Origin of the sequence: Paraburkholderia sp. GAS41, from assembly GCF_050436545.1 — a bacterium.
Classification (GTDB): Bacteria; Pseudomonadota; Gammaproteobacteria; order Burkholderiales; family Burkholderiaceae; genus Paraburkholderia.
This window is the reverse complement of sequence record NZ_JBNDMK010000002.1, coordinates 65185-86345: the sequence shown is the minus strand read 5'-3', so window position 1 is coordinate 86345 and position 21161 is coordinate 65185. Positions and strand designations below refer to the sequence as shown.

At 62.9% G+C, this 21161-nt stretch carries 16 protein-coding genes; 7 read left to right on the top strand and 9 right to left on the bottom strand.

Features of this window, described 5'->3' with window-relative positions; all coding sequences use genetic code 11:
- Positions 1–37 precede the first annotated feature (37 nt).
- From glgB to P3T43_RS03540, 4 genes are all read right to left on the bottom strand, one after another.
- On the bottom strand, positions 38–2254 hold the full coding sequence (gene glgB, locus P3T43_RS03555; RefSeq protein WP_429279665.1) for a 1,4-alpha-glucan branching protein GlgB: 2217 nt from the start codon (positions 2252–2254) through the stop codon (positions 38–40).
- A complete protein-coding gene (gene treS, locus P3T43_RS03550; RefSeq protein ID WP_429279664.1) occupies positions 2247–5702 on the bottom strand; it encodes a maltose alpha-D-glucosyltransferase in 3456 nt (1151 codons plus the stop codon). Before treS ends, glgB begins: the two co-directional genes overlap by 8 nt.
- Complete coding sequence (locus P3T43_RS03545) at positions 5702–9145, bottom strand: maltotransferase domain-containing protein (RefSeq protein WP_429279663.1); 3444 nt, start codon at positions 9143–9145, stop codon at positions 5702–5704. The genes treS and P3T43_RS03545 overlap by 1 nt, the downstream gene beginning before the upstream one ends.
- A 427-nt stretch (positions 9146–9572) precedes the next feature.
- Positions 9573–10232: a DUF1345 domain-containing protein gene (locus P3T43_RS03540; RefSeq protein WP_429279662.1), complete on the bottom strand. Its 660-nt coding sequence runs from the start codon at positions 10230–10232 to the stop codon at positions 9573–9575.
- A gap of 296 nt (positions 10233–10528) precedes the next feature.
- On the opposite strand from P3T43_RS03540, the gene P3T43_RS03535 reads away from it, so the two are divergent.
- The 4 genes from P3T43_RS03535 to P3T43_RS03520 all read left to right on the top strand — a co-directional run bounded on the left by P3T43_RS03535 (position 10529) and on the right by P3T43_RS03520 (position 15182).
- Positions 10529–11113: a sugar dehydrogenase complex small subunit gene (locus tag P3T43_RS03535; protein WP_429279661.1), complete on the top strand. Its 585-nt coding sequence runs from the start codon at positions 10529–10531 to the stop codon at positions 11111–11113.
- Positions 11114–11212: 99 nt separating this feature from the next.
- Positions 11213–12814: a GMC family oxidoreductase gene (locus P3T43_RS03530; protein ID WP_429279660.1), complete on the top strand. Its 1602-nt coding sequence runs from the start codon at positions 11213–11215 to the stop codon at positions 12812–12814.
- Between the two features lie 24 nt (positions 12815–12838).
- On the top strand, positions 12839–14281 hold the full coding sequence (locus P3T43_RS03525; RefSeq protein ID WP_429279659.1) for a c-type cytochrome: 1443 nt from the start codon (positions 12839–12841) through the stop codon (positions 14279–14281).
- Between the two features lie 163 nt (positions 14282–14444).
- Complete coding sequence (locus P3T43_RS03520; RefSeq protein WP_429279658.1) at positions 14445–15182, top strand: metallophosphoesterase; 738 nt, start codon at positions 14445–14447, stop codon at positions 15180–15182.
- A gap of 1 nt (position 15183) precedes the next feature.
- On the opposite strand, the gene P3T43_RS03515 is transcribed toward P3T43_RS03520, so the two are convergent.
- Together P3T43_RS03515 and P3T43_RS03510 are read right to left on the bottom strand one after the other, a co-directional pair.
- Entirely contained in the window at positions 15184–15885 is a 702-nt protein-coding gene (locus P3T43_RS03515; protein ID WP_429279657.1) for an RES family NAD+ phosphorylase, read from the bottom strand.
- Complete coding sequence (locus tag P3T43_RS03510) at positions 15882–16319, bottom strand: MbcA/ParS/Xre antitoxin family protein (RefSeq protein WP_429279656.1); 438 nt, start codon at positions 16317–16319, stop codon at positions 15882–15884. Before P3T43_RS03510 ends, P3T43_RS03515 begins: the two co-directional genes overlap by 4 nt.
- 133 nt (positions 16320–16452) lie before the next feature.
- Here P3T43_RS03510 and P3T43_RS03505 point away from each other — a divergent pair, with 133 nt between their 5' ends.
- The gene (locus P3T43_RS03505; RefSeq protein WP_429279655.1) at positions 16453–17034 is read left to right on the top strand and encodes a hypothetical protein; all 582 of its coding nucleotides are present in this window, start codon (positions 16453–16455) and stop codon (positions 17032–17034) included.
- A 75-nt stretch (positions 17035–17109) separates the two neighbouring features.
- On the opposite strand, the gene P3T43_RS03500 is transcribed toward P3T43_RS03505, so the two are convergent.
- The 3 genes from P3T43_RS03500 to P3T43_RS03490 form a co-directional block, all read right to left on the bottom strand.
- On the bottom strand, positions 17110–17511 hold the full coding sequence (locus P3T43_RS03500) for a DUF2442 domain-containing protein (protein ID WP_429279654.1): 402 nt from the start codon (positions 17509–17511) through the stop codon (positions 17110–17112).
- The gene (locus tag P3T43_RS03495) at positions 17508–17750 is read right to left on the bottom strand and encodes a DUF4160 domain-containing protein (protein ID WP_429279653.1); all 243 of its coding nucleotides are present in this window, start codon (positions 17748–17750) and stop codon (positions 17508–17510) included. Before P3T43_RS03495 ends, P3T43_RS03500 begins: the two co-directional genes overlap by 4 nt.
- 74 nt (positions 17751–17824) lie before the next feature.
- The gene (locus P3T43_RS03490) at positions 17825–18679 is read right to left on the bottom strand and encodes a LysR substrate-binding domain-containing protein (protein WP_429279652.1); all 855 of its coding nucleotides are present in this window, start codon (positions 18677–18679) and stop codon (positions 17825–17827) included.
- A 98-nt stretch (positions 18680–18777) separates the two neighbouring features.
- Here P3T43_RS03490 and P3T43_RS03485 point away from each other — a divergent pair, with 98 nt between their 5' ends.
- Together P3T43_RS03485 and P3T43_RS03480 are read left to right on the top strand one after the other, a co-directional pair.
- A complete protein-coding gene (locus tag P3T43_RS03485) occupies positions 18778–19167 on the top strand; it encodes a tautomerase family protein (protein WP_429279651.1) in 390 nt (129 codons plus the stop codon).
- 271 nt (positions 19168–19438) lie between these two features.
- Positions 19439–21130: a CHAD domain-containing protein gene (locus tag P3T43_RS03480; protein WP_429279650.1), complete on the top strand. Its 1692-nt coding sequence runs from the start codon at positions 19439–19441 to the stop codon at positions 21128–21130.
- Positions 21131–21161: the final 31 nt, after the last annotated feature.

Genomic DNA, 21161 nt, shown 5'->3' with positions numbered 1-21161 from the left:
TCGCGGGTGTTCCTTCAGGCGGCTCGCTAGCGTCGCATCACGTGTCCGCGCGCAATACGATCGTCGCGAGCGGCGGCAGGATCAGCGAGGCGGATTGCGGCCTGCCGTGACTCGACATGTCCTCGGTGTGGATCACCCCGGCGTTGCCGAGGTTGGAGCCGCCGTACACGCTGGCGTCGGTGTTGAGAACTTCACTCCAACGACCGGCGACCGGCATGCCGAGGCGATAGCCGTGCCGCGGCACCGGCGTCATATTGCAGACGATCACCAGTTCGCGGCCCGCGCCGTCGACGCGCCGGAAGGCAAATACGCTGTTGTCGGCATCGTCGCCAATCAGCCATTCGAAGCCGCCGGGTTCGCAGTCGAGCGTGTACAGCGCGGGTTCGTCGCAGTAGAGGTGGTTCAGATCGCGCACCAGTTTTTGCGCGCCGTGGTGGAGCGGATCGTCGAGCAGATGCCAATGCGGCGAGCCGTCGTGATCGAATTCCGCCATCTGGCCGAACTCGCCGCCCATGAACAGCAGCTTCTTGCCGGGATGGGTCCACATGAAGCCGAAATACGCGCGCAGGTTCGCGAAGCGTTGCCAACGGTCGCCCGGCATCTTGCCGAGCAGCGAGCCTTTGCCGTGGACGACCTCGTCGTGCGAAAGCGGCAGCACGAAGCACTCCGAATAGGCGTACACCATGCCGAACGTCATGTTGTGATGATGGTAGCGGCGGTACACCGGGTCTTCGTGCATGTAGTGCAGCGTGTCATGCATCCAGCCCATGTTCCACTTGAACTCGAAGCCGAGGCCGCCGTCTTCGACCCGCGCCGTCACGCCGGGCCATGCGGTGGACTCTTCCGCGATCGTGATGGCGCCCGGCACGCCCGGCACATAACCGACTTCGTGATTCAGGCGCTTGAGAAACGCAATCGATTCGAGATTCTCGCGGCCGCCGTAGATGTTCGGCACCCATTCGCCGGCAGCACGTGAATAGTCGCGATACAGCATGGAGGCGACGGCATCCACGCGCAGTCCATCCACGTGATAGCGCTTGAGCCAGGCCAGCCCCGAAGCAATCAGGAACGCGCTCACCTCGTTGCGGCCGAGGTTGTAGATCATCGTGTTCCAGTCCTGGTGATAGCCCTCGCGCGGATCGGAGTGTTCATAGAGCGGCGTGCCGTCGAATTCGATCAGACCATGCGCGTCGTTCGGAAAGTGCGCGGGTACCCAGTCGAGAATGACGCCGAGCCCGGCTTCGTGGGCCCGATTGACGAACTGCGCGAACTGCTCGGGTTTGCCGAAGCGCGCCGACGGCGCAAATTGCCCCAACGGTTGATAACCCCACGAGCCGCCAAATGGATGCTCGGCAATCGGCATGAATTCGACGTGGGTGAATCCCATGCCCTGCACGTACGGGATCAGGCGCTCGGCCAGTTCGGCCCAGTCGAGGCTGCGCTGGCCTTCTTCCGCGATGCGCAGCCAGGACTCGGCATGCACTTCGTAGATGGAGATCGGCGAGCGCGGCGTCTGATTGGCGCCGCGCGACTGAATCCATGCGTCGTCGGTCCACGGAAAGCGTTCGATCTCGTCCACATGCGCGACCACCGACGCGGTGGCGGGCGGCCGTTCGGTCTGCATGGCGCAGGGATCGGCCTTCAGCGGCAACGGATGCCCGTCGCGGGACAGCAGTTCGTATTTGTAGCGCGTGCCCGGGCCGATGCGCGGCACGAACAGTTCCCACACGCCAGCCTGATGGCGCAGACGCATGGGATGCCGACGTCCGTCCCATGAATTGAAGTCGCCGACCACCGAGACGCGTCGCGCGTTCGGCGCCCACACGGCGAAGCGCACGCCAGGCACACCGTCGATCTCCATGGGACGCGAACCGAGGCATTCGAGCACCGCATACGGGTCGCCATGAGCAAGCCGGTGCAGCGGTTCATCGCCGAGCACGGGGCCGAACGAATAGGTGTCCTCGATTTCCTGCAGATGTCCGTGCCAGTCGATGCTCAAACGGTACGGCACGTTCGCGCTGATACGGCCGACGAACAGGCCGTTGGCATGGATCTTCTGCAACTCGCCGAGCGTCGCGCCGTCGGCGCGCGCAATCACGCTGACGTGCGCGGCATTCGGCAGCATGGCGCGGACTTCCGTGCCCGCGTCGGTCTGATGCATGCCGAGCTGCGAAAACGGATCGGGGTGACGTGCTTCGACTAGCGCGTCGAGATCGAGCGGTTGCAGGCCGGCAGTCGGATCGTACTCACTCATAGTCGCCCTCAGCCGGGTTAGGTGGTGTGGCGTGGGCAGAGCCGGACGCCGTTGAATCGTGGGGAGCGCCCGTGTCGCCGAGCAGCCGGCTCGCGAGCGCAGCGAGACCGCGCACCGGCAAGCCCAGCCACGTCGGACGATTGGCGGCCTCGTAGCGGATTTCGTAGGCGGCCTTTTCGATCAGGAAGAGGTCGAGCAGCGCCTGCTCCGAAGCCGGCGCGACGAGCGGTTGGGCTGCCGCGGCGACGGCGTTGCGGTAGGCCGCGAGGAAGCTGTCCGCCGCGTAGCCACGGAAGCGTTCGAACAGCGCGCGCTTGCGATCGGCGGTCGGCTGCGGGGCGCTTTCCGTGGTGGATTGCGCGGCTGCGCTGGCATACGAATACGAGCGTAGCAAACCGGCGACGTCGCGCATCGGGCTCGACTTCTGGCGTCGTTCTTCCAGCGAACGCGCCGGCTCGCCTTCAAAATCGATCAGGTACGCGTCGCCTTGCGCGACCAGCACCTGACCCAGGTGGAAGTCGCCGTGAATGCGCGTGCGCAATGCGCCTGCATCGGCCGGCACCAGTTTCGCGACGGCTTCAGTCAAGGCTTCACGGCGCTCGAGCAGGCTGTGCGCGAGGTCCCGCGTATCGTCGATCAATTGATCGACACGTTGTGCGAGCAGGTCGAGTGCGGAGGTGAGCAAGGCAACCGTGCCGTCGGTCCACGCCTTTACCTGTTCGGGCGTCGCAGCTTCGGGCGCGAAGGCAGGGTCGTCGGACGGGGCGGAGAGCGCCACATGCAGCTCGCCCAGACGTTTGCCGATGACAGCGGCCATCGTCTGATAGCCCTCGATCGCCTGAGCTTCCTTCTCGCGATTCGGCACGGCATCGTCGGCATCGACTGCAAACGCGAGGTCGTCGATGGTGCGGCGCAGGTAATCGAGCGCCCAGTTCCACGCGTCGCCCTGATTGTCGATAAAGCCTTGCAGAATACACAGCGTATGCGGCACGCCGGCCGGATCGACGCGTACCACTTCGCCATACAGCGGCGCGGTGTTGGCGTAACCGATCTTCGTCAGATAGCGGCTGATTTCCGCTTCCGGATGAATTCCGCTGACGAGCCTCCGTACCAGCTTGAGCACCACCGCGTCCGCGATAATCAGCGAACTGTTGCTCTGTTCGGCGGCCAGCCAGCGAATTTCGGGGCGTTCACCGAGGTCGAGTTCGGCGAGCCGGTCAGTCGGCACAAAGCGGATTTCGCTTTTCTGCACGGTGGGCACCACCGCGCGCTCGCGCAGTTTGCGCAAGACGTTGTGCGCGAAGATCGGCAGTGCGAATGCGTCGGTCAGATGACCGACATTGCGGCCGCGACGCACGCGTGCCAACGCCAGTTGCATGAACAACGGCGTGGTGGTTTCGCCGCCCCACGTAATCGCGATCGGCAGCACGTAGCGTTCGGTGTGATCGCCGACATCGGCTTCGATTTCGGTGAAGGCGAAGCCGCCGTTCGGAATCGTCGTGAGCGCAGCAAGATGGACAGCGCGCAAGGGCTGATCTTTCGACGCAAACCAGCGGCGTCGGCTCAACCACGAAGGCAGGACCTCGGATTCGAGCAGCCGGACGTTTTCCGGCGTCGGCCCGACCTGGCCTTCGCGGATCACGATCGTCACGAACTCGGGCAGCGGCTCAGAATGCGCCTGTGCCCAGGTGGGACGTTGCGTGCCCGGGCAGATGAGAAACCACAGGAAGCCGTAGGGCGGAAAGGTCAGCAGATAGGTGAGTTGGCCGATCGCCGGAAACACGGAATCCGCGGTCATTTCAATCGGCACGGAGCCGTTGAATTCGGACAGATCGAGTTCGACCGCCTGCGGCGCGCGTGACAGGTTCGCGACGCACAAAATGGTCGGCTCGCCCGGCAATTCGCGCAGATACGCGAGAATCTTGCGATTGGCCGGCTTCAGGAAGCGGATCGTGCCGCGCCCGAAAGTCTGCTTGGCACGCCGCGTCGCGAGCATGCGGCGCGTCCAGTTCAGCAGCGAGTGGGGATCGCGGCTTTGCGCTTCCACGTTGACCGCGTCGAAGCCGTACAGCGAGCCCATGACCGGCGGCAGCACCAGTTGTTCAGGGTCGGCGCGCGAGAAACCGCCGTTACGGTCCGACGACCATTGCATGGGCGTGCGCACACCGTCGCGGTCGCCCAGGTGGATGTTGTCGCCCATACCGAGTTCGTCGCCGTAATAGATCACAGGCGTGCCGGGCATCGACAGCAGCAGCGAATTGATCAGTTCGATGCGCCGGCGATCGCGCTCCATCAACGGCGCGAGACGGCGCCGGATGCCGAGATTCAGGCGCGCGCGGCGATCGCTGGCGTAGGTATTCCACAAGTAGTCGCGCTCTGAATCCGTGACCATCTCAAGCGTCAGTTCATCGTGATTGCGCAGGAAAATCGCCCACTGGTTGGTTTCCGCAAGGTCAGGCGTTTGCCGCATGATGTCGGTGATCGGAAAACGGTCCTCGCTGGCGATCGACATGTAGATGCGCGGCATCAGCGGGAAGTGGAATGCCATGTGGCATTCGTCTTCGTCGCCGAAATATTCCTTCACGTCCTCCGGCCATTGGTTCGCCTCGGCCAGCAACATCCGGTTCGGATATTCGGCGTCGATGGTGGCGCGGATCTTCTTCAGGATCGAATGCGTCTCCGGCAGGTTTTCGTTGTTGGTGCCTTCGCGTTCCACCAGATACGGCACGGCATCGAGACGCAGCCCGTCGATGCCCATGTCGAGCCAGAACCGCATGACCTGCAGCACCTCTTTCAGCACAGCCGGGTTGTCGAAATTCAGATCGGGCTGGTGCGAATAGAAGCGGTGCCAGTAGTAGGCGCCGGCAACCGGATCGTGGGTCCAGTTCGACGGTTCGCTGTCGATAAAGATGATCCGCGTGCCGAGATACTTCTGGTCCGTGTCGGACCACACGTAGAAGTTGCGATGATTCGAGCCGGGCTTCGCAAGCCGCGCGCGTTGAAACCAGGGATGCTGGTCCGACGTATGGTTGATCACCAGTTCGGTAATCACGCGAATGCCGCGTGCGTGCGCTTCCGTAATGAAGTGCTTGACGTCGGAAAGCTGGCCGTAGTCGGGATGCACATTGCGATAGTCGGCAATGTCGTAGCCGTCGTCACGGCGAGGCGATGGATAGAACGGCAGCAGCCAGATCGCGTTCACGCCGAGTTCGGCGATGTAGTCGAGCTTGGCGATCAGGCCGGGAAAGTCGCCGACGCCGTCGTTGTTGGCGTCGAAGAACGACTTGATATGCACCTGATAAATGATCGCGTCTTTGTACCAGAGCGCGTCGTCGCTCAGCGCCGATACCTTGCCGCGCCGTGCCGGTTTCGCTTTCGCGGCGCGGCTGGCGGTTGCCGCTGTGGCGTGGGCTTGCGACGTGCTCTCGGTCGGGTCGTCACGTTTCATTACGCACCTTCGGTCGGGGGTTCGTAGCCAGCGTCTGCATGGCTGCCGTTGTCGTCGTCTGCGTTGGGAGGCTCGGCGGGCAGTCCGCCAACCGGCGCAATGCGCCAGATGGCAAACGGCATCACACCGGGATTGAGTTGCACGCGTTGCCAGCGGCCATACCACTCGAAGCGTGCGCCGGTCATCTGGTCGACCACTTCGAGCGCCGCCTGATCGTGCAGGTGCCAATGGGTAAAGGTGGCCCACGAAAGCTCCACGTCGGCGCCCTGTTCGTTGAACGGATCGAGATTGATGGCGATGACGATTACGTTGTCGCGCGCTTCGTTGGCTTTCTCGAAGAACAGGATGTGGTCATTGTTCGCCGGCAGGAATGTGACACCCAGATGCGATTGCAGCGCCGGGTTGGCGCGGCGGATCCGGTTCAGGGTGCTGATTTCACCGACGATATTGCCCGGCCGGTTCCAGTCCCACGCACGCAGTTGATACTTTTCGGAATCGAGGTACTCCTCACTGTTAGGCAAGGCAGCGGCCTCGCAGAGTTCGAAGCCGCTATACACACCCCACAGGCCCGATAGCGTGGCCGCGAGGGCCGCGCGCATCAGGAAGCCAGCGCGTCCCCAGGACTGCAGATGCCGCGGGTTGATATCCGGCGTGTTGACGAAGAAATTCGGCCGGTAGTACTCGCGGATGTTGGTCTGCGTGAGTTCGGTCAGATACTCGGTGAAATCGCGCTTCGACTCGCGCCACGTGAAATACGTGTACGACTGCGAAAAGCCGATCTTGCCGAGCCGGTTCATCATGCGCGGTCGCGTGAAGGCCTCGGCGAAGAAGATCGTGTCGGGGTGACGGGCGCGCACGTCGCCGATCATCCATTCCCAGAACGGTAGCGGTTTCGTATGCGGATTGTCGACGCGGAAAATATGCACACCCGCGTCGATCCAGAACAGGATCACGTCGCGCAACGCGAGCCACAGATCGGGTTTGGCGTCGTGCGCATAAAAATCCGGGTTGACGATGTCCTGGTACTTCTTCGGCGGATTCTCGGCATAGCGCAGCGTGCCGTCCGGACGCCATGCGAACCACGTGGGATGTTCCTTGAGCCACGGGTGATCCGGCGAGCACTGGATCGCGAAATCGAGCGCGATCTCGAGGCCATGCTCGTGCGCGGCGGCGAGCATCTGCTTGAAGTCGTCCAGCGTGCCCAGTTGCGGATGGACAGCCGTGTGACCGCCTTCCTCACCGCCGATCGCGTACGGGCTGCCCACGTCACCGGGTTGCGCATTCAGCGTGTTGTTGCGGCCTTTGCGGTTGGCAACGCCGATTGGATGGATCGGCGGGAAGTACAGCACATCGAAACCCATGTCGCGGATACGGGGCAGTTTCTTCGTGACATCCGCGAAGTTGCCGTGCCGCGCTTCGTCGTCGCTCATCGAACGCGGGAAGATTTCGTACCAGCTGGCGAAACGCGCGGCGGTCCGTTCGGCATCGATCCGGTAAATGACAGGGTCGCGCGTCAGGAACGGGCGGTGGCGCGCGGCGGCCATCGCTTTGGCGGTGGTGGGCGAGAGCAGCAGCGCCATGCGCGTATCGAGGTCCGCTTTAGCGAAGACCTTGACGATATGCTCGAGCGGCTCGGTCACGGCGCCTTCCACCGTTTCCACTTCGGCTAGCACCAGAGCAAACAGGTGACTGGCTTCGTCGATTTCAAGCTCGACGGTTTGCCCGGCCTTCAGCTTCTTCTGCACGTGTTCGACCAGCGAGGCGAAGTCGTTGCGCCACGCGATCACAGTGAATTCGTGCCGACCCACCCGTTCGAGCGGGATGCGCGTATGCCACAGATCGTTGCCAGCGGGCGGCGCGGGCAGCATGGGGGCTTCGTGCCAGGCGGTTTCATCGGCCGCGCGCCACACTACCGCGGCGGCGATCTTGTCATGCCCTTCCGCGAAGATTGCCGCCATGACCTCCACGTGCTCGCCGACCGTGCGCTTGACGACGAAGCGCCCGTGGTCGACTGACGGCGTCACGCTTTCGATCGCCACGCGCGGCGCGGCAATGGCTTCCAGCACGGATTTGCGACCGCTGCGCTTGCTCCCTGCCTTGTCGATGGGTGGCGCGAGGCGCACCAGCTTGTCGGCCTGCGCGCTGAAGAGACGGCATGCACCAGGCGCGAGCGTAAACGGTCGCAGGCCGGCGGGCGTCGTCTGGGCGGCGGCATCGAGCGGCACGAAGCAGGTGAAGTTGCCCGGCACGCCGGCAAGAAAGCGCGCGGGATCGACGCGCACCGGCATGCCAAGGTCCGGGTTGATGACGATCAGCGTGGCGTGCTGGCTGTCGCGCAGGTCGAGGTTGTCGCCGCGCAATAGCACGGCGGGGGAGGTACTCGGGCCGCTGAGCGCGCGCAACTCGCCGACGCTTTGCAGCGCTGCGTTAGCGCTCAGTACGGCATTTGCGTGCTTGATGGCATCGGACAGATCGAAGCGCGGCGTTTTCGATAACTCGGCGAACGGTGCGGGGTGGCCGCGTGTGTAGGACATCGGTTGCGCGATGCCGTATTCGAAGCCCATCGGTATCAGCCAGCCGGTGCCGGTTGCCGCCGCGGTGAAAAGCGCGCGGCGATAGGCACGTTCGAGTATCGCGGAGTCGTGGGCGTCATCGAGATCGGCGGCGAGGCGGCTGCCGTAGGGCGCTTCCGGAAAGGCAATCGGCGCGCCGATGCGGCTGAGCGCGGCATGCTCGTCCGTGATCCAGCTGGCGCGGAAGTCCCACCAGCGCACGGAAGAAAACACGCTGTCGAAGCCCGCGCCTTCCAGCTGCAGCAGATCGCCACGCGCGAGACCCGGCGTCGCCGCGAGAAAGCGCACCTCCGGATACTGCGCCCGCACGGCTGCACCAAGCTGGCGCCAGAAGGCGGCCGGCACGCGGTGCGGCGAATCGAATCGAAAGCCGCTCAGACCGGCTTCGGCGAGCGCGAGCAGTTCGCGGGTCCACCAGTCGAGCAGCGCGGCGGTGTTGCCTTCGTTGCCGAAGTTCACATAGGCAACGTTGTCCTCGCGATGCGCATGGCGCGGATCGAGCCGCGCTTCCTCGGATTCGAACGGGTGAAACCAGTCCGGATGTTCGGCGAACTGCGCGCCATCCGCTGCGACCCGATCGATCACCAGGTCCGCCAGCAGGTTCATGCCGTGTTCACGCGCGGCGCCGGCAAGGCTGCGCAGCGCCTCGGGAGCGCCTTGGTGCGCCTCGAAAACCGGATGCAGGCGACGGTGATCGCTGACGATCTGCGCGTGCCCAGCCCGTCCAGGCTGGAACAGCGCACCGATCAGGACATGATCGAAGCCTAGCTCGGCGGCGTGCGCGAACTGCGCAGGCCATGCGTCGAGCGGCCCGACCAGGAGAGAGTGGAGAAAATAGATCCGCGGCGCATACCTTTGTGAAGGTTCCATCGGTCGTTTCCAGATTCGTCCTGCCGCGATGTGGATGCATCGAGATGCGATCACACCGCTCATTGGGGCTTCCAGAGCCGGATATCGCACGCCATCGAAATTCAGCGCGCTACTGGTCAATGTAGTGCAAAGATCGTCTGCCCGCAGGTCAGGAACGAACACTACGCTCGCGCATGCACCAGCTACGCGGTTCTGGACCAGATAAATAAAAAACTAGGCAGCAAGCGTTGTGCCAGCGTGCCGGCTTACGACGGAAAAGGACGGGAAGCGCGGTTGGACGGGGTTGGAGGAGGGTCGCCTCGTGATCAGACGACCTGCGAGGTGGCCGATGGGTAAGCGCGTTTTACACGCAACGGGAGAGGATTGCCCGCTGCGTCCTGGCAACCGGCCCGCCGGCCCGCTGCCGGACGCCACGTTTCGCTTCACGTCACGAACCGAGCAACCCTGCCGCGATATTGACACACAGGCCCAGCACGGCCACGTTGAAGTAGAACGAAAGGATCGATTGCGCCAGCGCGGCACGCCGGATCGAGCGCGAACGCAGCACGACATCCGAAGTCTGCGACGCCACGGCAATCGTGAACGAGAAGTACAGGAAGTCCCAGTAGTTCGGCTGCAGCTTGGTATCGGGGAACAGCAGCGCGGTCTCGTCCGGGTTGGCGTAGTAGAGCCGTGCGTAATGCAGGGTGAAGATGGTCGGAATCAGGAACCAGGCGCCGAACATCGTCAGGCCGGTCAGCAGATAGTGCGCGAGCGTCGACGCGGTGCCGAGGTTTTTCGCCGACGCCAGTTCAAGGACGATAGCCGCGATGCTCGCGAGCGTGGCGAGGCAGATCACGAATAGCACGACGCCGGCGTTTTCGTCGTCGCGTTGCGCGAATTCGCGCACCTCATTTTCATGGGCCTTCGCCATATGCACCCAGATGAGCACGAGGTAGGTCCATATCGCGAGGTCCCACGCGGCCAGCACGCGCACCATCGGCCGCATGTGCGAAGGCACCGCCAACGCGACGATGATACCGATTGCCAGCGCGGCGACCATGCGCGGCCGGTTGCGTAGAACTTGCGGATAAATATTCGTTGGCATGGGCGGTTGAGGTGAGGGAGTCCTGTATGAGCGCAGCACTGTCAAGCAGAAATTGAGCGAGGTCGATTCTACAGCGAGCGTCGAGCACCATTTGTCGAATGGACGCGAGGCGGCTATAGTCGTCTCTCGCAAGTGTCGTGCAACGGCCTTGCGTTGGGCTTTCATTGACGAATGAGACCGCTTGAGCGGCACTGACCAGAGGTTTGGGGCGGACAACCGGCATCACCCGCAGCGGCAATAGTCCATTGAATCATGGGTTCGCTGGTTGAAATTGACTCATCATCTGTGGAGCGCCCGTGACAGATGTCCAGAACAACCATAAGAACGCTGCGCGCCGCGAGGTGACGCAAGTCCAATCCGCCGGCCGCCGCACGTGGCTCCTCGGCACATGCGCGGCCGCTGCCGCGCTGGCGTTCACGAGCGCCGGGCGCTTCGGAGCGCCGTTCGGAATCCCCTTAGCCTTTGCTGACACGCCGCCCGCAGGGGGCGGCCTCGATGCATTCCTCGTTCTTTCGCAGCATCTCACGGGGCGCACAAGCTTCGATCCGATTCTCGGCAAGCGCGTCTATGAGGCGCTCTCCCGCACCGACAGCCAGTTCACGCAAAACGTCGCCGCCCTCAATACCTGGTTGCACGGCCATGGCGGCGTACCGTCGGACACCGTCACGCAAGCATTGCAGGTCGATCAGCCCGCGCTTGCAAAGACCGTCAGCGCCATCATGCGTGGCTGGTATCTCGGCCTGATCGGCGATATGCCGCATGTCCAGGTCGTGGCCTATGAAAACGCGTTGATGTTCGATCCGGTCAAGGACGTGTTGACGGTGCCGTCGTATTGCCGCGACGTGCCGTTCTACTGGACGCAAAAGCCCGCTGGCGCCTAGTGCATGGCATGCCTCTCGAACGTGTCGTGGGTCGCATCATCCGCGCCTGCAGCATGCATCAATCAGCAAGCAACGATAAGCCTGTGAAAGAGGGCAACAATGGCAAATTCCAATTCCGCTGACGTCGTCGTGGTCGGTTCGGGCGTGGCGGGCGGTCTGGTCGCGCATCAGATGGCGCTGGCAGGCGCATCGGTGATCGTGCTTGAAGCCGGGCCGCGTGTGCCGCGCTGGCAGATCGTCGAAAACTTTCGCAATTCTCCAGCCAAGTCCGACTTTGCCACGCCCTATCCTTCGACGCCTTACGCGCCGCATCCCGAGTATTCGCCCGCCAACAATTACCTAATCCAGAAAGGCGACTATCCCTACAATTCGCAGTACGTGCGGCTGGTGGGCGGCACGACATGGCACTGGGCGGCGGCGGCGTGGCGGCTCCTGCCGGCGGATTTCCAGTTGAAGAAACTGTACGGCGTGGGGCGCGATTGGCCTTACCCGTACGAGACGCTGGAGCCCTGGTACGCCGCCGCGGAAGTGCAGCTCGGTGTGTCAGGTCCGGACAGCACGATCGACCTCGGCTCACCGCGTTCGAAACCCTATCCGATGAGCGCGTTGCCATTGTCCTACATGGATCAGCGCTTTAGCGACGTGCTCAACGCGCATGGCTTCAAGGTCGTGCCCGAACCGGTGGCGCGCAACAGCCGGCCTTACAATGCCCGGCCAACCTGTTGCGGCAACAACAACTGCATGCCGATCTGCCCGATCGGCGCCATGTATAACGGCGTCGTCCACGCTGAAAAAGCCGAGCAGGCTGGAGCCAGGCTAATCCCGGAGGCCGTGGTGTACCGCGTCGAAGCGGACAACAAGGGGCTCATTACGGCGGTCCATTACAAGGATCCGAACGGCAACAGCACGCGCGTGAGCGGCAAGCTGTTCGTGCTCGCGGCCAACGGTATCGAAACGCCGAAGCTGATGCTGATGTCGACCTCCGACACATTCCCGCACGGCGTCGGCAACAGTTCCGACCAGGTGGGGCGCAATCTGATGGACCATCCGGGCACGGGCGTGAGCTTTCTGGCGAACGAGCCGCTGTGGCCCGGACGCGGACCGATGGAAATGACCTCGGTGGTGAACTTCCGCGACGGCGCGTTCCGCTCCGACTATGCCGCGAAGAAACTCCATCTTTCCAACGGCGTACCGACGATGTCCGTCACCGCCGCCTTGCTCAAACAAGGTCTCACCGGCGCGGAACTCGACCGCCAGATTCGCGACCGTGCAGCGCGCACGCTGAACATCAACAGCTTCCACGAACATCTCGCCGAACCGCAGAACCGCATCGTGCCCTCGGCGGATCACAAGGATTCGCTCGGCATTGCGCAGCCGGAAATCTACTACTCGATCAACGACTACGTGAAAAAGAGCGCGGCGAATACGCACGAACTGTATGCGCAGATCGCGACGCTGTTCGGCGGCGTTGAAGTGGCGTTCGACGATACCTTCGCGCCGAACAACCACATCATGGGCACGACGATCATGGGCAGCGATCCGGCGGATTCAGTGGTCGATCAGGACTGCCGCACGCACGACCATTCGAATCTGTTCATCGCGAGCAGCGCCGTGATGCCCACCGCTGCCTCGGTGAACTGCACGCTGACGATCGCGGCCTTGTCGTTGAAGCTCGCCGATAAGCTGAAGCATGAAATCTGATCCGAGCCCTGACGGAGAGCCTCAATGACGAACAAAACGTCTCGCGTGCAGCCGGCCGGTTTGCTCGCGCAGCTCATACGCCGTCGCCTTCTACGGGTGGCGACGCTCGCGGCGGCTTTCTCGCTGTTTGCGCTGTGTGTCGCGTGGCATGAAGCTTATGACCGGCCGCGGCACCATGACGACGAATTGCCGATCGCCCAGGCGCTTGCCGATGACGCGGGGCAAGCCGCGCAATCTGCCACTTCCGGACAGCCGTCGACGGACACGCCCGCCGCCGATCCGGATCTGGTCAAGCGCGGCGCCTATCTCGCGCGCGCGGGCGATTGCGTCGCCTGCCACACGGCCGACAAGAGCCGTCCTTTCGCGGGCGGCCTGCCGATCGTCACACCGTTCGGCACGATCTACACACCGAACATCACGCCCGCCCCGGACACCGGCATCGGCCAGTGGACCGACAGCGATTTCCTGCGCGCAATGCAACAGGGCATTGGCAAGAGCGGCGAGCGGCTTTATCCGGCATTTCCGTACGCCGAGTACACGAAGGTCACCGGTCAGGATGTGCAGGCCATCCGCGCGTATCTGAACACGCTTGCGCCAATCCATTACACGCCGCCGAGCAACGAGATGCGTTTTCCGTTCAATCAGCGCTGGCTGATGGTGTTCTGGAATATGTTCAATTTCACCGAAGGCCGCTTCGTGCCCGACCCGAAGCAGAGCGCGAAATGGAATCGCGGCGCGTATCTGGTCGAAGGTCTCGCGCACTGCGAGGAGTGCCATACGCCGCGCAACATTCTGCAGGGTTTGAAGACGACTGACCGCTTCGCCGGCGCGAGCCAGGCCGGCTGGCACGCGTTCAATATCACGCCCGACAAGAATAGCGGCGTGGGGCATTGGAGCGACGACGAGCTGGTCAGCTATCTCTCGACCGGCGCCGTGCCGGGCCGCGCGAATGCAGCGGGTCCGATGGCTCAGGTGGTGGCGGACAGCACGCAGTATCTGAGCGCCGAGGATCTGACTTCGATCGTCACCTATTTGCGCTCCATCACACCTGTGGTGGGCGGTGAAACGCATCCGCGCGACCAGTGGGGCACGCCCGCCAACGACGTGACCGCGCTGCGCGGCACTGAGATTACAGGCGTGAACGGCGCGCAATTGTTCGTCGCCAATTGCGCGTCGTGCCACAGCTGGACCGGGCAAGGTGTGGGCGCGAGCGCGCCCGGCGCGTATCCGTCACTGATTCATAACACGACCGCCGGCGCGAGCGATCCGAACAATCTGGCGATGGTGATACTGCACGGCGTGAGCCGCACCACGAAACAGGCCGATGTGCTGATGCCGGCATTTGGCACAGAACTGACCGACGCTCAGGTGGCCGCAATTTCGAACTACGTGACGCGGCAGTTCGGGAATCCGCAAGCCATGGTGACGACCGAGCAGGTGGCGAACCTGCGCGCCCAGCAACAGTGACCGCTCGATGCCGCATCATGACGCCGCGCTCCGGAAGCCTTTTCCGGAACGCAGCATTCTGGTCGGACAAATGTAAGCTTGCGGCACGGACCGGCGATCTGGCGTCCGAGAAAAGATAGAAAGCGCGCATACGCGCTTTTCGTTGGCGATCTATCATGGTCGCATGACATCCGCTCTCGTCACTGCTGTCGAACATCACGCTGCCAATCGCGCCGGCCGCGACTTTGTCGTAGGCGATTTGCATGGTTGCGTGGATGCATTGCGCTATTTGCTGCGCGAAGTGGCTTTCGAGCCCTCGCGCGACCGGCTGTTTTCCGTCGGCGATCTGATCGATCGCGGCACGCAGTCCGAGGAAGCGTTGGCGCTGCTCGACAAACCGTGGTTCTATGCCGTGCTCGGTAACCACGAGGACACGCTGTGCGCCGTCGCGGAAGGGCGCTTGCGGCGGCAGTGGTGGTACGGCATTGGCGGCTCGTGGGCGGTGCAAATGTCCGATGAGAAGCTGCGCCATTACGCGCAGCGGTTGAGCCGCTTGCCGCTTGCCCGGGTGATCGGCAGCGGCAACGAGCGTTTCAATGTATTGCACGCTGAATTCTTCGGCACCGACGCCGACCTCGATACGGGCGAGTTTTCCGCCGACGAGCGGCAGCAACTGCTATGGGGACGCCAGCTCGCCATGGGCAACGGCGATCCAGGCCGGCAACGCAGCTTGTCGCTGACCTACTGCGGCCACACGCCAATGCGCAGCATCCAGCAGATCGGCGCACAGGTGTTCATCGATACGGGTGCGTTCGGGCCTGGCGGCAAGCTGACGATGGTCGAAGCGCGGCGTCCGCAACGGTGGTCCGTCACGGTCGACATGGCGCGCGCGGAAGGCGCCGCGGCGCTTGCGCTGCCTTGATTCACCCCACCTGATTCAGTTCGAACACCACGTCGACGGCGTTGCCGTTCCAGTTGTATTCCAGATATGCCGCGTGATGGCAATCTTTCAGCAGCGAAGTTCTGAAGGCCGCGAGACATTCGCCGCCTGCATCGCGCACTGACGGATAGGCGATGCCCGGCGCTCCTGCTGCGCGTACCGCCCGCCCCAACGCTTGTCCCGCGAGATAGTCGTGCAGCGACAGGACGTCGGGGTCGAGCGTTGCGTCGTCGCGCAAGTCCACCACCTCGCCACTCGCGATTACCGTGTACAGACGCATCTGCTGACGCATGGGCGCTTCGGCTGTGGCCGCGAGAAACTGGCCGGTGTGATAGCGCGTTTCCGCAATGGCCGTGGCACGCGAACGGGCGCAGTAGAACACGCCGTAGCTGCCGTCCGAGAAGCGGCTGCCGAGCGGGTTCAGATGCGTGAGCGCTGCCATGATCGGCCCGTAACCGGGGCCGAAGCGGCGCTCTTCGCGCGGCACCAGATCGAGTTCACCGACTTCGGTGCGCAGCCGGTCGTTGGTCATGGCTTCGAGCGCGTAAAGCGCCTCGAAGTCTTCCGGTGTGGCGACGCGGTCGAACAGATTCACCGCCGGAAAACGCGTGGGAATCACGCGATACGCGGGCGACCAGTCAAGCGGCGCGACGTGCCAGCGGTCTTGCCAATGCAGTACTGTCACGCCCAGCCGCCTCGCGTTGCGTCGAGATACTGGCGTACGGCGACGAGGTCGCTGATATTGCCGGCGAGCATCCGGTCGAGCGCACGGCGCCCCCCGAATGGCGGTGCACTGTTGGGACGTTTGATCCAGCCGTCGGCAGCCGCCGGTTGTGGCAGCAAGATCTGCAGTGCTTTGTAAATACCGAGCAGCAGCGAAAGTCGCTCGAGCGTGTCGCGTCCCAGCCGGGCCGTTTGCGGATCGTGTTTCCATTTGAAGAAGGTCGAGCGGCCAGGTGTGCCGAGCAGAACGATCTGTTCGTCAGTGCTCAGATCCCAATCGTCCGCGATCTTGAAAAAAGCACGCAAGCCGGCCGCCGACATTTCGGTCAGCGAAGGTTCCGTGATTGGCCGGCGCAGCGGCGGGGCGTCACGGGAGGCACGAGCAGCATGAGGCATGGCGGTGAGTCCTTATCTGTACTTGGTGTCAATATTAGTCCAGATGTGGATTATTGCAAGGGTGGATTGGGTATAATCGCGTCCCAGCAGGAAAAAGACGAGACAGGTAAACGACGTTCAGGAGTGGCGGGCAATGTGGGTACGAGCAGTAGCGGCAGCAGTGGTGGCAGTGGCGTGGTGTGCAGGAACGGCGCAGGCAGCGCAGTACGCTGAGGTGTGGAATCCGCCGGAAGCGAAGCATGCGCCGAAGAAGGTGCATGTGTCTTCGTCTGCGGGTAAAAAGGCCGCGGTTAGGGGGGCGGCCGCCGGCAAGAACAAGCGGCAGACGGTTGAGCCGAAGAAGGCTTCGCTGCACGCCGCGCAGCCAGTTAAATCTCATCCCGGACTCGCTGCGAAGAGCGTGCCGGGTAAAGCGGTTAAGACCGCGCACATCAAGGGTGTGACGGGTAAGCCGGTCAAGGTCGCGCACACGAAGGGCGTCAACGGCGCGCCGACTAAAGCGGTCAAGACAGCGCATGCCAAGGCCGGTCACGTCCAGACTGCGATGCATTCGAAGCCGCAGAAGGTGGCGATCAAACCCGCTTCGACGAAGACCGCTGCCGCAATGGCAAATTCATCGGCGAAAGCTGTTCCCACCGTACCGGCCGCGACGATGGCGAATACGGCGGCGAATTCAGCGGGCGGGAGCCGTGATTTACCGCCAATTCTGCATTGAGCTCACGGCGTTGATGGGTGTTTGATGCTGGGGGGCAGCGGCCGGGCGCGCAGGACTCGCGAGGGCCGCCGCCCGTTATGCAGCCTTGCGCGGTCGGCCGCCCTTCTTACCGTTTTCACGCGCAGCTGTAGATTTCGCTTCTGATTTTGCGCTTCCGCCCACCCGTCCGATATCGCGCATCCAGGCCTTCGAACCAAACACACCGTCTATCAGGGCGTGCACCGAAACTACCTCGTCTAGCGCAGGAAACACGAGTGCCGAGCCCAAGCCAAAAATCTCGATCTCACGAAGATCGGCCGCTGTGGCGTTGTGCAACCCTTCGATGTAGGCGATCGGAACGAGCAACGAAATACCATTGGTAAGCGCGATTTCGAGCCGCTTCGTGCGGGACTTATAGCAGGCCGTGCGCGCGGCGGGCCGCTTCGCGGTTTCGGCTCCCCGTTCGCGGGCAATGCGCCATTCTTCGTGCGTAGTCATGAGTGGATTCCTTTCCATGCGGAGCACAGGAACGGCACCAGTTCGTTCACGCGCTTAGCGAGTTTTTTTGCCTCGCGTTCTGAATAGCCTCGAACCTCGCGAATAGATACTGGGCCGGTTGGGCAATTCAGGTGATAAATTATTTCGCCATCGGGGCCAAGTACATGGACATGTGGCGGTGCGTGGTCATGAGGATAAATGACGACAATTAAACCGTCGATGCGGGCAATGATGCGCATGCTTTCCATTATATACCCTAGCCGGTTGGGTTTTTTATTCTCACCAAAGCGACGCCGCGCCCCTTCCGACCCGCTCACCCCCCGCGCCCCAACCCTTCGGTCAACAACCTCAACGTCTCCACCGAGCGCGGATCGCGCAGCCGCGAATGCAGCGTCACGCGCGATTCCGGCAACTTCGGCAAGCCGAGTCGCGTGCCGACGTCGATCAGCCTGCGTGGCGCCACCCGCCGTGCCAACGGCGCCACGGCAAGCCCAGCCGCGGCCGCGGCCCCGACTGCGGCCACCCCGCCACCGACAAACGCCTCACGCCATGCGACGCGAGCCTCATCCAACGCATGGATCGCGACCGTGCGCACATTGCACGGCGCCGTGAGCAGTGCGAGCGGCAGGGGCTCGCCGATCCGCAATAGCCATTCCGGTGCGGCCAGCCAGCCGAGCGGCTCGCTGAAAAGCACCGTGGCATCGTCACGCGGTGCATCGTCCGGTTCGTAACGGACGATGACGGCATCGAGCCGCCGTTCGTCAAACTGCGCGAGCAGCGCCGCCGACATGCCGAGATGCAATTCGACCACCAGCCCCGGATCGTAGGCATTCAGCTTCGCGAGCAGATCTGGCAGGTCCATGCCCGCGACGTGCTCGCTCAGGCCCAGCGTAAGCCTGCGCCGCTCCACGGACAGCGAACCGAGCGCCCGTTCATGCGCATTCAGCAGGTCGCGCGCGGCGCCGAGAAACGCGATGCCGTCGGCGGAGAGGCGCACCACGCGCGGCGTGCGTTCGACCAGTTGCTTGCCGAGATGTGCCTCTAGCCGCTTGAGCTTCAGGCTGACGGCGGATTGCGTGGTGTCGAGCGCATCGGCCGCCCGGGTAAAGCTGTGCAGATCGGCAACCAGAACGAAGGCGCGCACCGCATCCAGATCGAGTACTTTCATTTCAATTCAAAATAAATGAAATATTCATTGATATCTGTTAATTATGATTGATGCGGCCTAAGCTGTGAACTCAATCTTTTACAAAAGGAGTTTTCATCATGCCGTTCACCCGAATTGCAGTCCGCGCCGGCAAGCCGGCGGCGTACCGGAAGGCGCTCACGCAGGGCATCCATCGTTCGTTGATGGAAATTTTCAACGTGCCGGAAGACGACATCTTCATGGTCGTCACGGAACATGACGAGGACAATTTCTTCTACGGTAAGCACTACCTGGATATCGACCGGAGCGACGATCTTGTTCTGATCCAGATCACAGCGAACAACACGCGCACGGTGGAGTTGAAGAAGGCGCTCTACAAAAGGATCACGGAGCATCTGGCGGAAAATCCGGGCGTGCGCCCGCAGGACGTGTTCGTGAATCTCGTGGATGTGCCGAAGGAGAACTGGTCGTTCGGCAATGGGATCGCGCAATACGCGCCTGTCGTGTGAGTCGCTTCGTGTTTTGACGCGCATGCTATGAGGCAGGCAGGGCGGCCGCCAAGGGGCGGCGGCCCAGCGGCGCCTGCAGGGCTTTAAGAAGGCTCGGGTTTGCTGGGCGATCGATCAGATGCACCTTTGCGGCGGGGCCGTCGTCCGAGGCTCAATCTGACCGCGAATTGACCGCGATACAGCTTGCTGGTTTTCCGTCCATGTAAGATGAAGAGGAGGTTCGCCTTTTCGTACTGTGCGCGGCCTCGTTCGCTCAGAAGATGAGGAATACATGGGCCGGGTGCTCGAAATCGTGCTTGATGTTCCGCAATCGGCATTGCATGCGTGGTGTGTGCAGCACGAAAGGGGCGGTCGCGTCGGTACGGCGCAGCGGCTCGATGCCGCGTTCGTCAAGGCGCTCGACGAATTGCCGCAAGCTGGACAAGCCGGACAAGCTGGACAAGCCGGACAAGCCGGACAAGCCGGACAAGCCGGACAAGCCGGACAAGCAGGGCGCACTGGCTCGCGCGACGGGGAATCGCAGGGCGCCACCTCGCACGTGACGCGCACCCGTTTTCGACAGAGCGACAAGATGGCTGCGGCCGGCTTGCAGATCACGCTGGAGACGTCGCCGGATGCGCGGCGCGTGGTGATCTGTCAGCGGACGGCTTACTCCCCGGGCGTCATGGTGTGCGAGATCGTGTGCGAGACAGCGCTCGATGCCGACGCGTCGATCAGTTGGGCCATTGCAGCCGTCCCTGAGACCTATAGGCATGCGCTGGCGGATGCAGATGATCTCGCGCCGCTCGCCACGCTCACGTGCCAGTGCAATGGCTGGCATTGGCTGGCGGCGGAGGGGATCGCCGTGGAAATCGCTTTCGATCGTTGTGGCGTTGCTAGCGAAGGCGACACGCCACCGTCGCGGGAACTACGTCTGACAACCCCATTCGTCGACGACGCTCCCAGCGCCTCGCTAACTGCGTTGTTCGCGGTAGCGTGCAGATTGGTCAGTACGCTACCTGCCTTTCCGGTTTTGCGCCCGGCACTCGACCGCGCCAGCGACATCGACGCCACGCACGAAGTCACTGAGCCCGCTCGTGCTACGCCCATTGACCTGGCAGGCATCTCGACGCCACAAGCCGCGTTGATCGCGATTGGCCGTAACCTCGCGGATCAGTGGTTCGGCAATGACGCGGGCGTCCGTGACGCTGTTAGCACAGAGTTCGTGCATCAGATGCGGATCGCGCAGCGGCGTCTTAAAACGGCGTTGCGCATCTTTCCTCATTGGGAAGATGACGCGTGGAAGACGCGCGTTGCGCCGGATCTCAAATGGTTGGGCACGGTGCTTGGCGAGGCGCGAGACTGGGACGTGTTCGTCGATTCGACCTTGCCGGCGCTTGCCACCGCAGACGCAGACGCCACACGCTGGACCACGATCCTCGAACGTGCCGACGCGCGGCGTCTCGAAGCACGCGAACGTGTGCAGACAGCCATGAGTTCGGCGCGCTACGCGCAGCTGGCGCTGGCGTGGCTTGAATGGCTGAGTGGATTGGCGTCGCGGGAGCCGCCCGGAAAGATCGTAGAGACTTCATTGCGCGGCTATGCGCAAAAGCGCGTGCATAAATACTACGAGCGTCTGATCAAAGCTCCGAAACTGACCACGCTCGACGAACGCGCTCGGCACAAGGAACGCATTCAAGCCAAGTACTTACGCTATACGCTGGAGTTCTTCGCGTCGATCGCCTCGCAGAAGACCCGCAAGGAAAGCGCGAAAACAGTCGCGCTAATGCAGAGCGTGCTCGGCGACGGCAACGACGCGGCAGTCGCGTTGCGCTATCTTCAGCAGGTCGATGCGGCTCCTTACCAGGCAGGCTTCGCACACGGTTGGTGTGAAGCGTCGAAACGCTACACCGCGCAGGAAGGCGAGCGCTTGCTGCGCAGGTTGCGCAAGCCAAAGATCACGGGCGGAGCGGGCGGGGATTGAAGACGGCATCGCTATAATGAAAGCCCCTTTC

Excerpts from the sequence above, each read along its gene's own strand:
- glgB (WP_429279665.1), bottom strand. The coding sequence starts at position 2,254 with ATGAGTGAGTACGATCCGACTGCCGGCCTGCAACCGCTCGATCTCGAC.
- treS (WP_429279664.1), bottom strand. The coding sequence starts at position 5,702 with ATGAAACGTGACGACCCGACCGAGAGCACGTCGCAAGCCCACGCCACA.
- P3T43_RS03545 (WP_429279663.1), bottom strand. The coding sequence starts at position 9,145 with ATGGAACCTTCACAAAGGTATGCGCCGCGGATCTATTTTCTCCACTCT.
- P3T43_RS03540 (WP_429279662.1), bottom strand. The coding sequence starts at position 10,232 with ATGCCAACGAATATTTATCCGCAAGTTCTACGCAACCGGCCGCGCATG.
- P3T43_RS03530 (WP_429279660.1), top strand. The coding sequence starts at position 11,213 with ATGGCAAATTCCAATTCCGCTGACGTCGTCGTGGTCGGTTCGGGCGTG.
- P3T43_RS03525 (WP_429279659.1), top strand. The coding sequence starts at position 12,839 with ATGACGAACAAAACGTCTCGCGTGCAGCCGGCCGGTTTGCTCGCGCAG.
- P3T43_RS03520 (WP_429279658.1), top strand. The coding sequence starts at position 14,445 with ATGACATCCGCTCTCGTCACTGCTGTCGAACATCACGCTGCCAATCGC.
- P3T43_RS03510 (WP_429279656.1), bottom strand. The coding sequence starts at position 16,319 with ATGCCTCATGCTGCTCGTGCCTCCCGTGACGCCCCGCCGCTGCGCCGG.
- P3T43_RS03505 (WP_429279655.1), top strand. The coding sequence starts at position 16,453 with ATGTGGGTACGAGCAGTAGCGGCAGCAGTGGTGGCAGTGGCGTGGTGT.
- P3T43_RS03500 (WP_429279654.1), bottom strand. The coding sequence starts at position 17,511 with ATGACTACGCACGAAGAATGGCGCATTGCCCGCGAACGGGGAGCCGAA.
- P3T43_RS03495 (WP_429279653.1), bottom strand. The coding sequence starts at position 17,750 with ATGCGCATCATTGCCCGCATCGACGGTTTAATTGTCGTCATTTATCCT.
- P3T43_RS03490 (WP_429279652.1), bottom strand. The coding sequence starts at position 18,679 with ATGAAAGTACTCGATCTGGATGCGGTGCGCGCCTTCGTTCTGGTTGCC.
- P3T43_RS03485 (WP_429279651.1), top strand. The coding sequence starts at position 18,778 with ATGCCGTTCACCCGAATTGCAGTCCGCGCCGGCAAGCCGGCGGCGTAC.
- P3T43_RS03480 (WP_429279650.1), top strand. The coding sequence starts at position 19,439 with ATGGGCCGGGTGCTCGAAATCGTGCTTGATGTTCCGCAATCGGCATTG.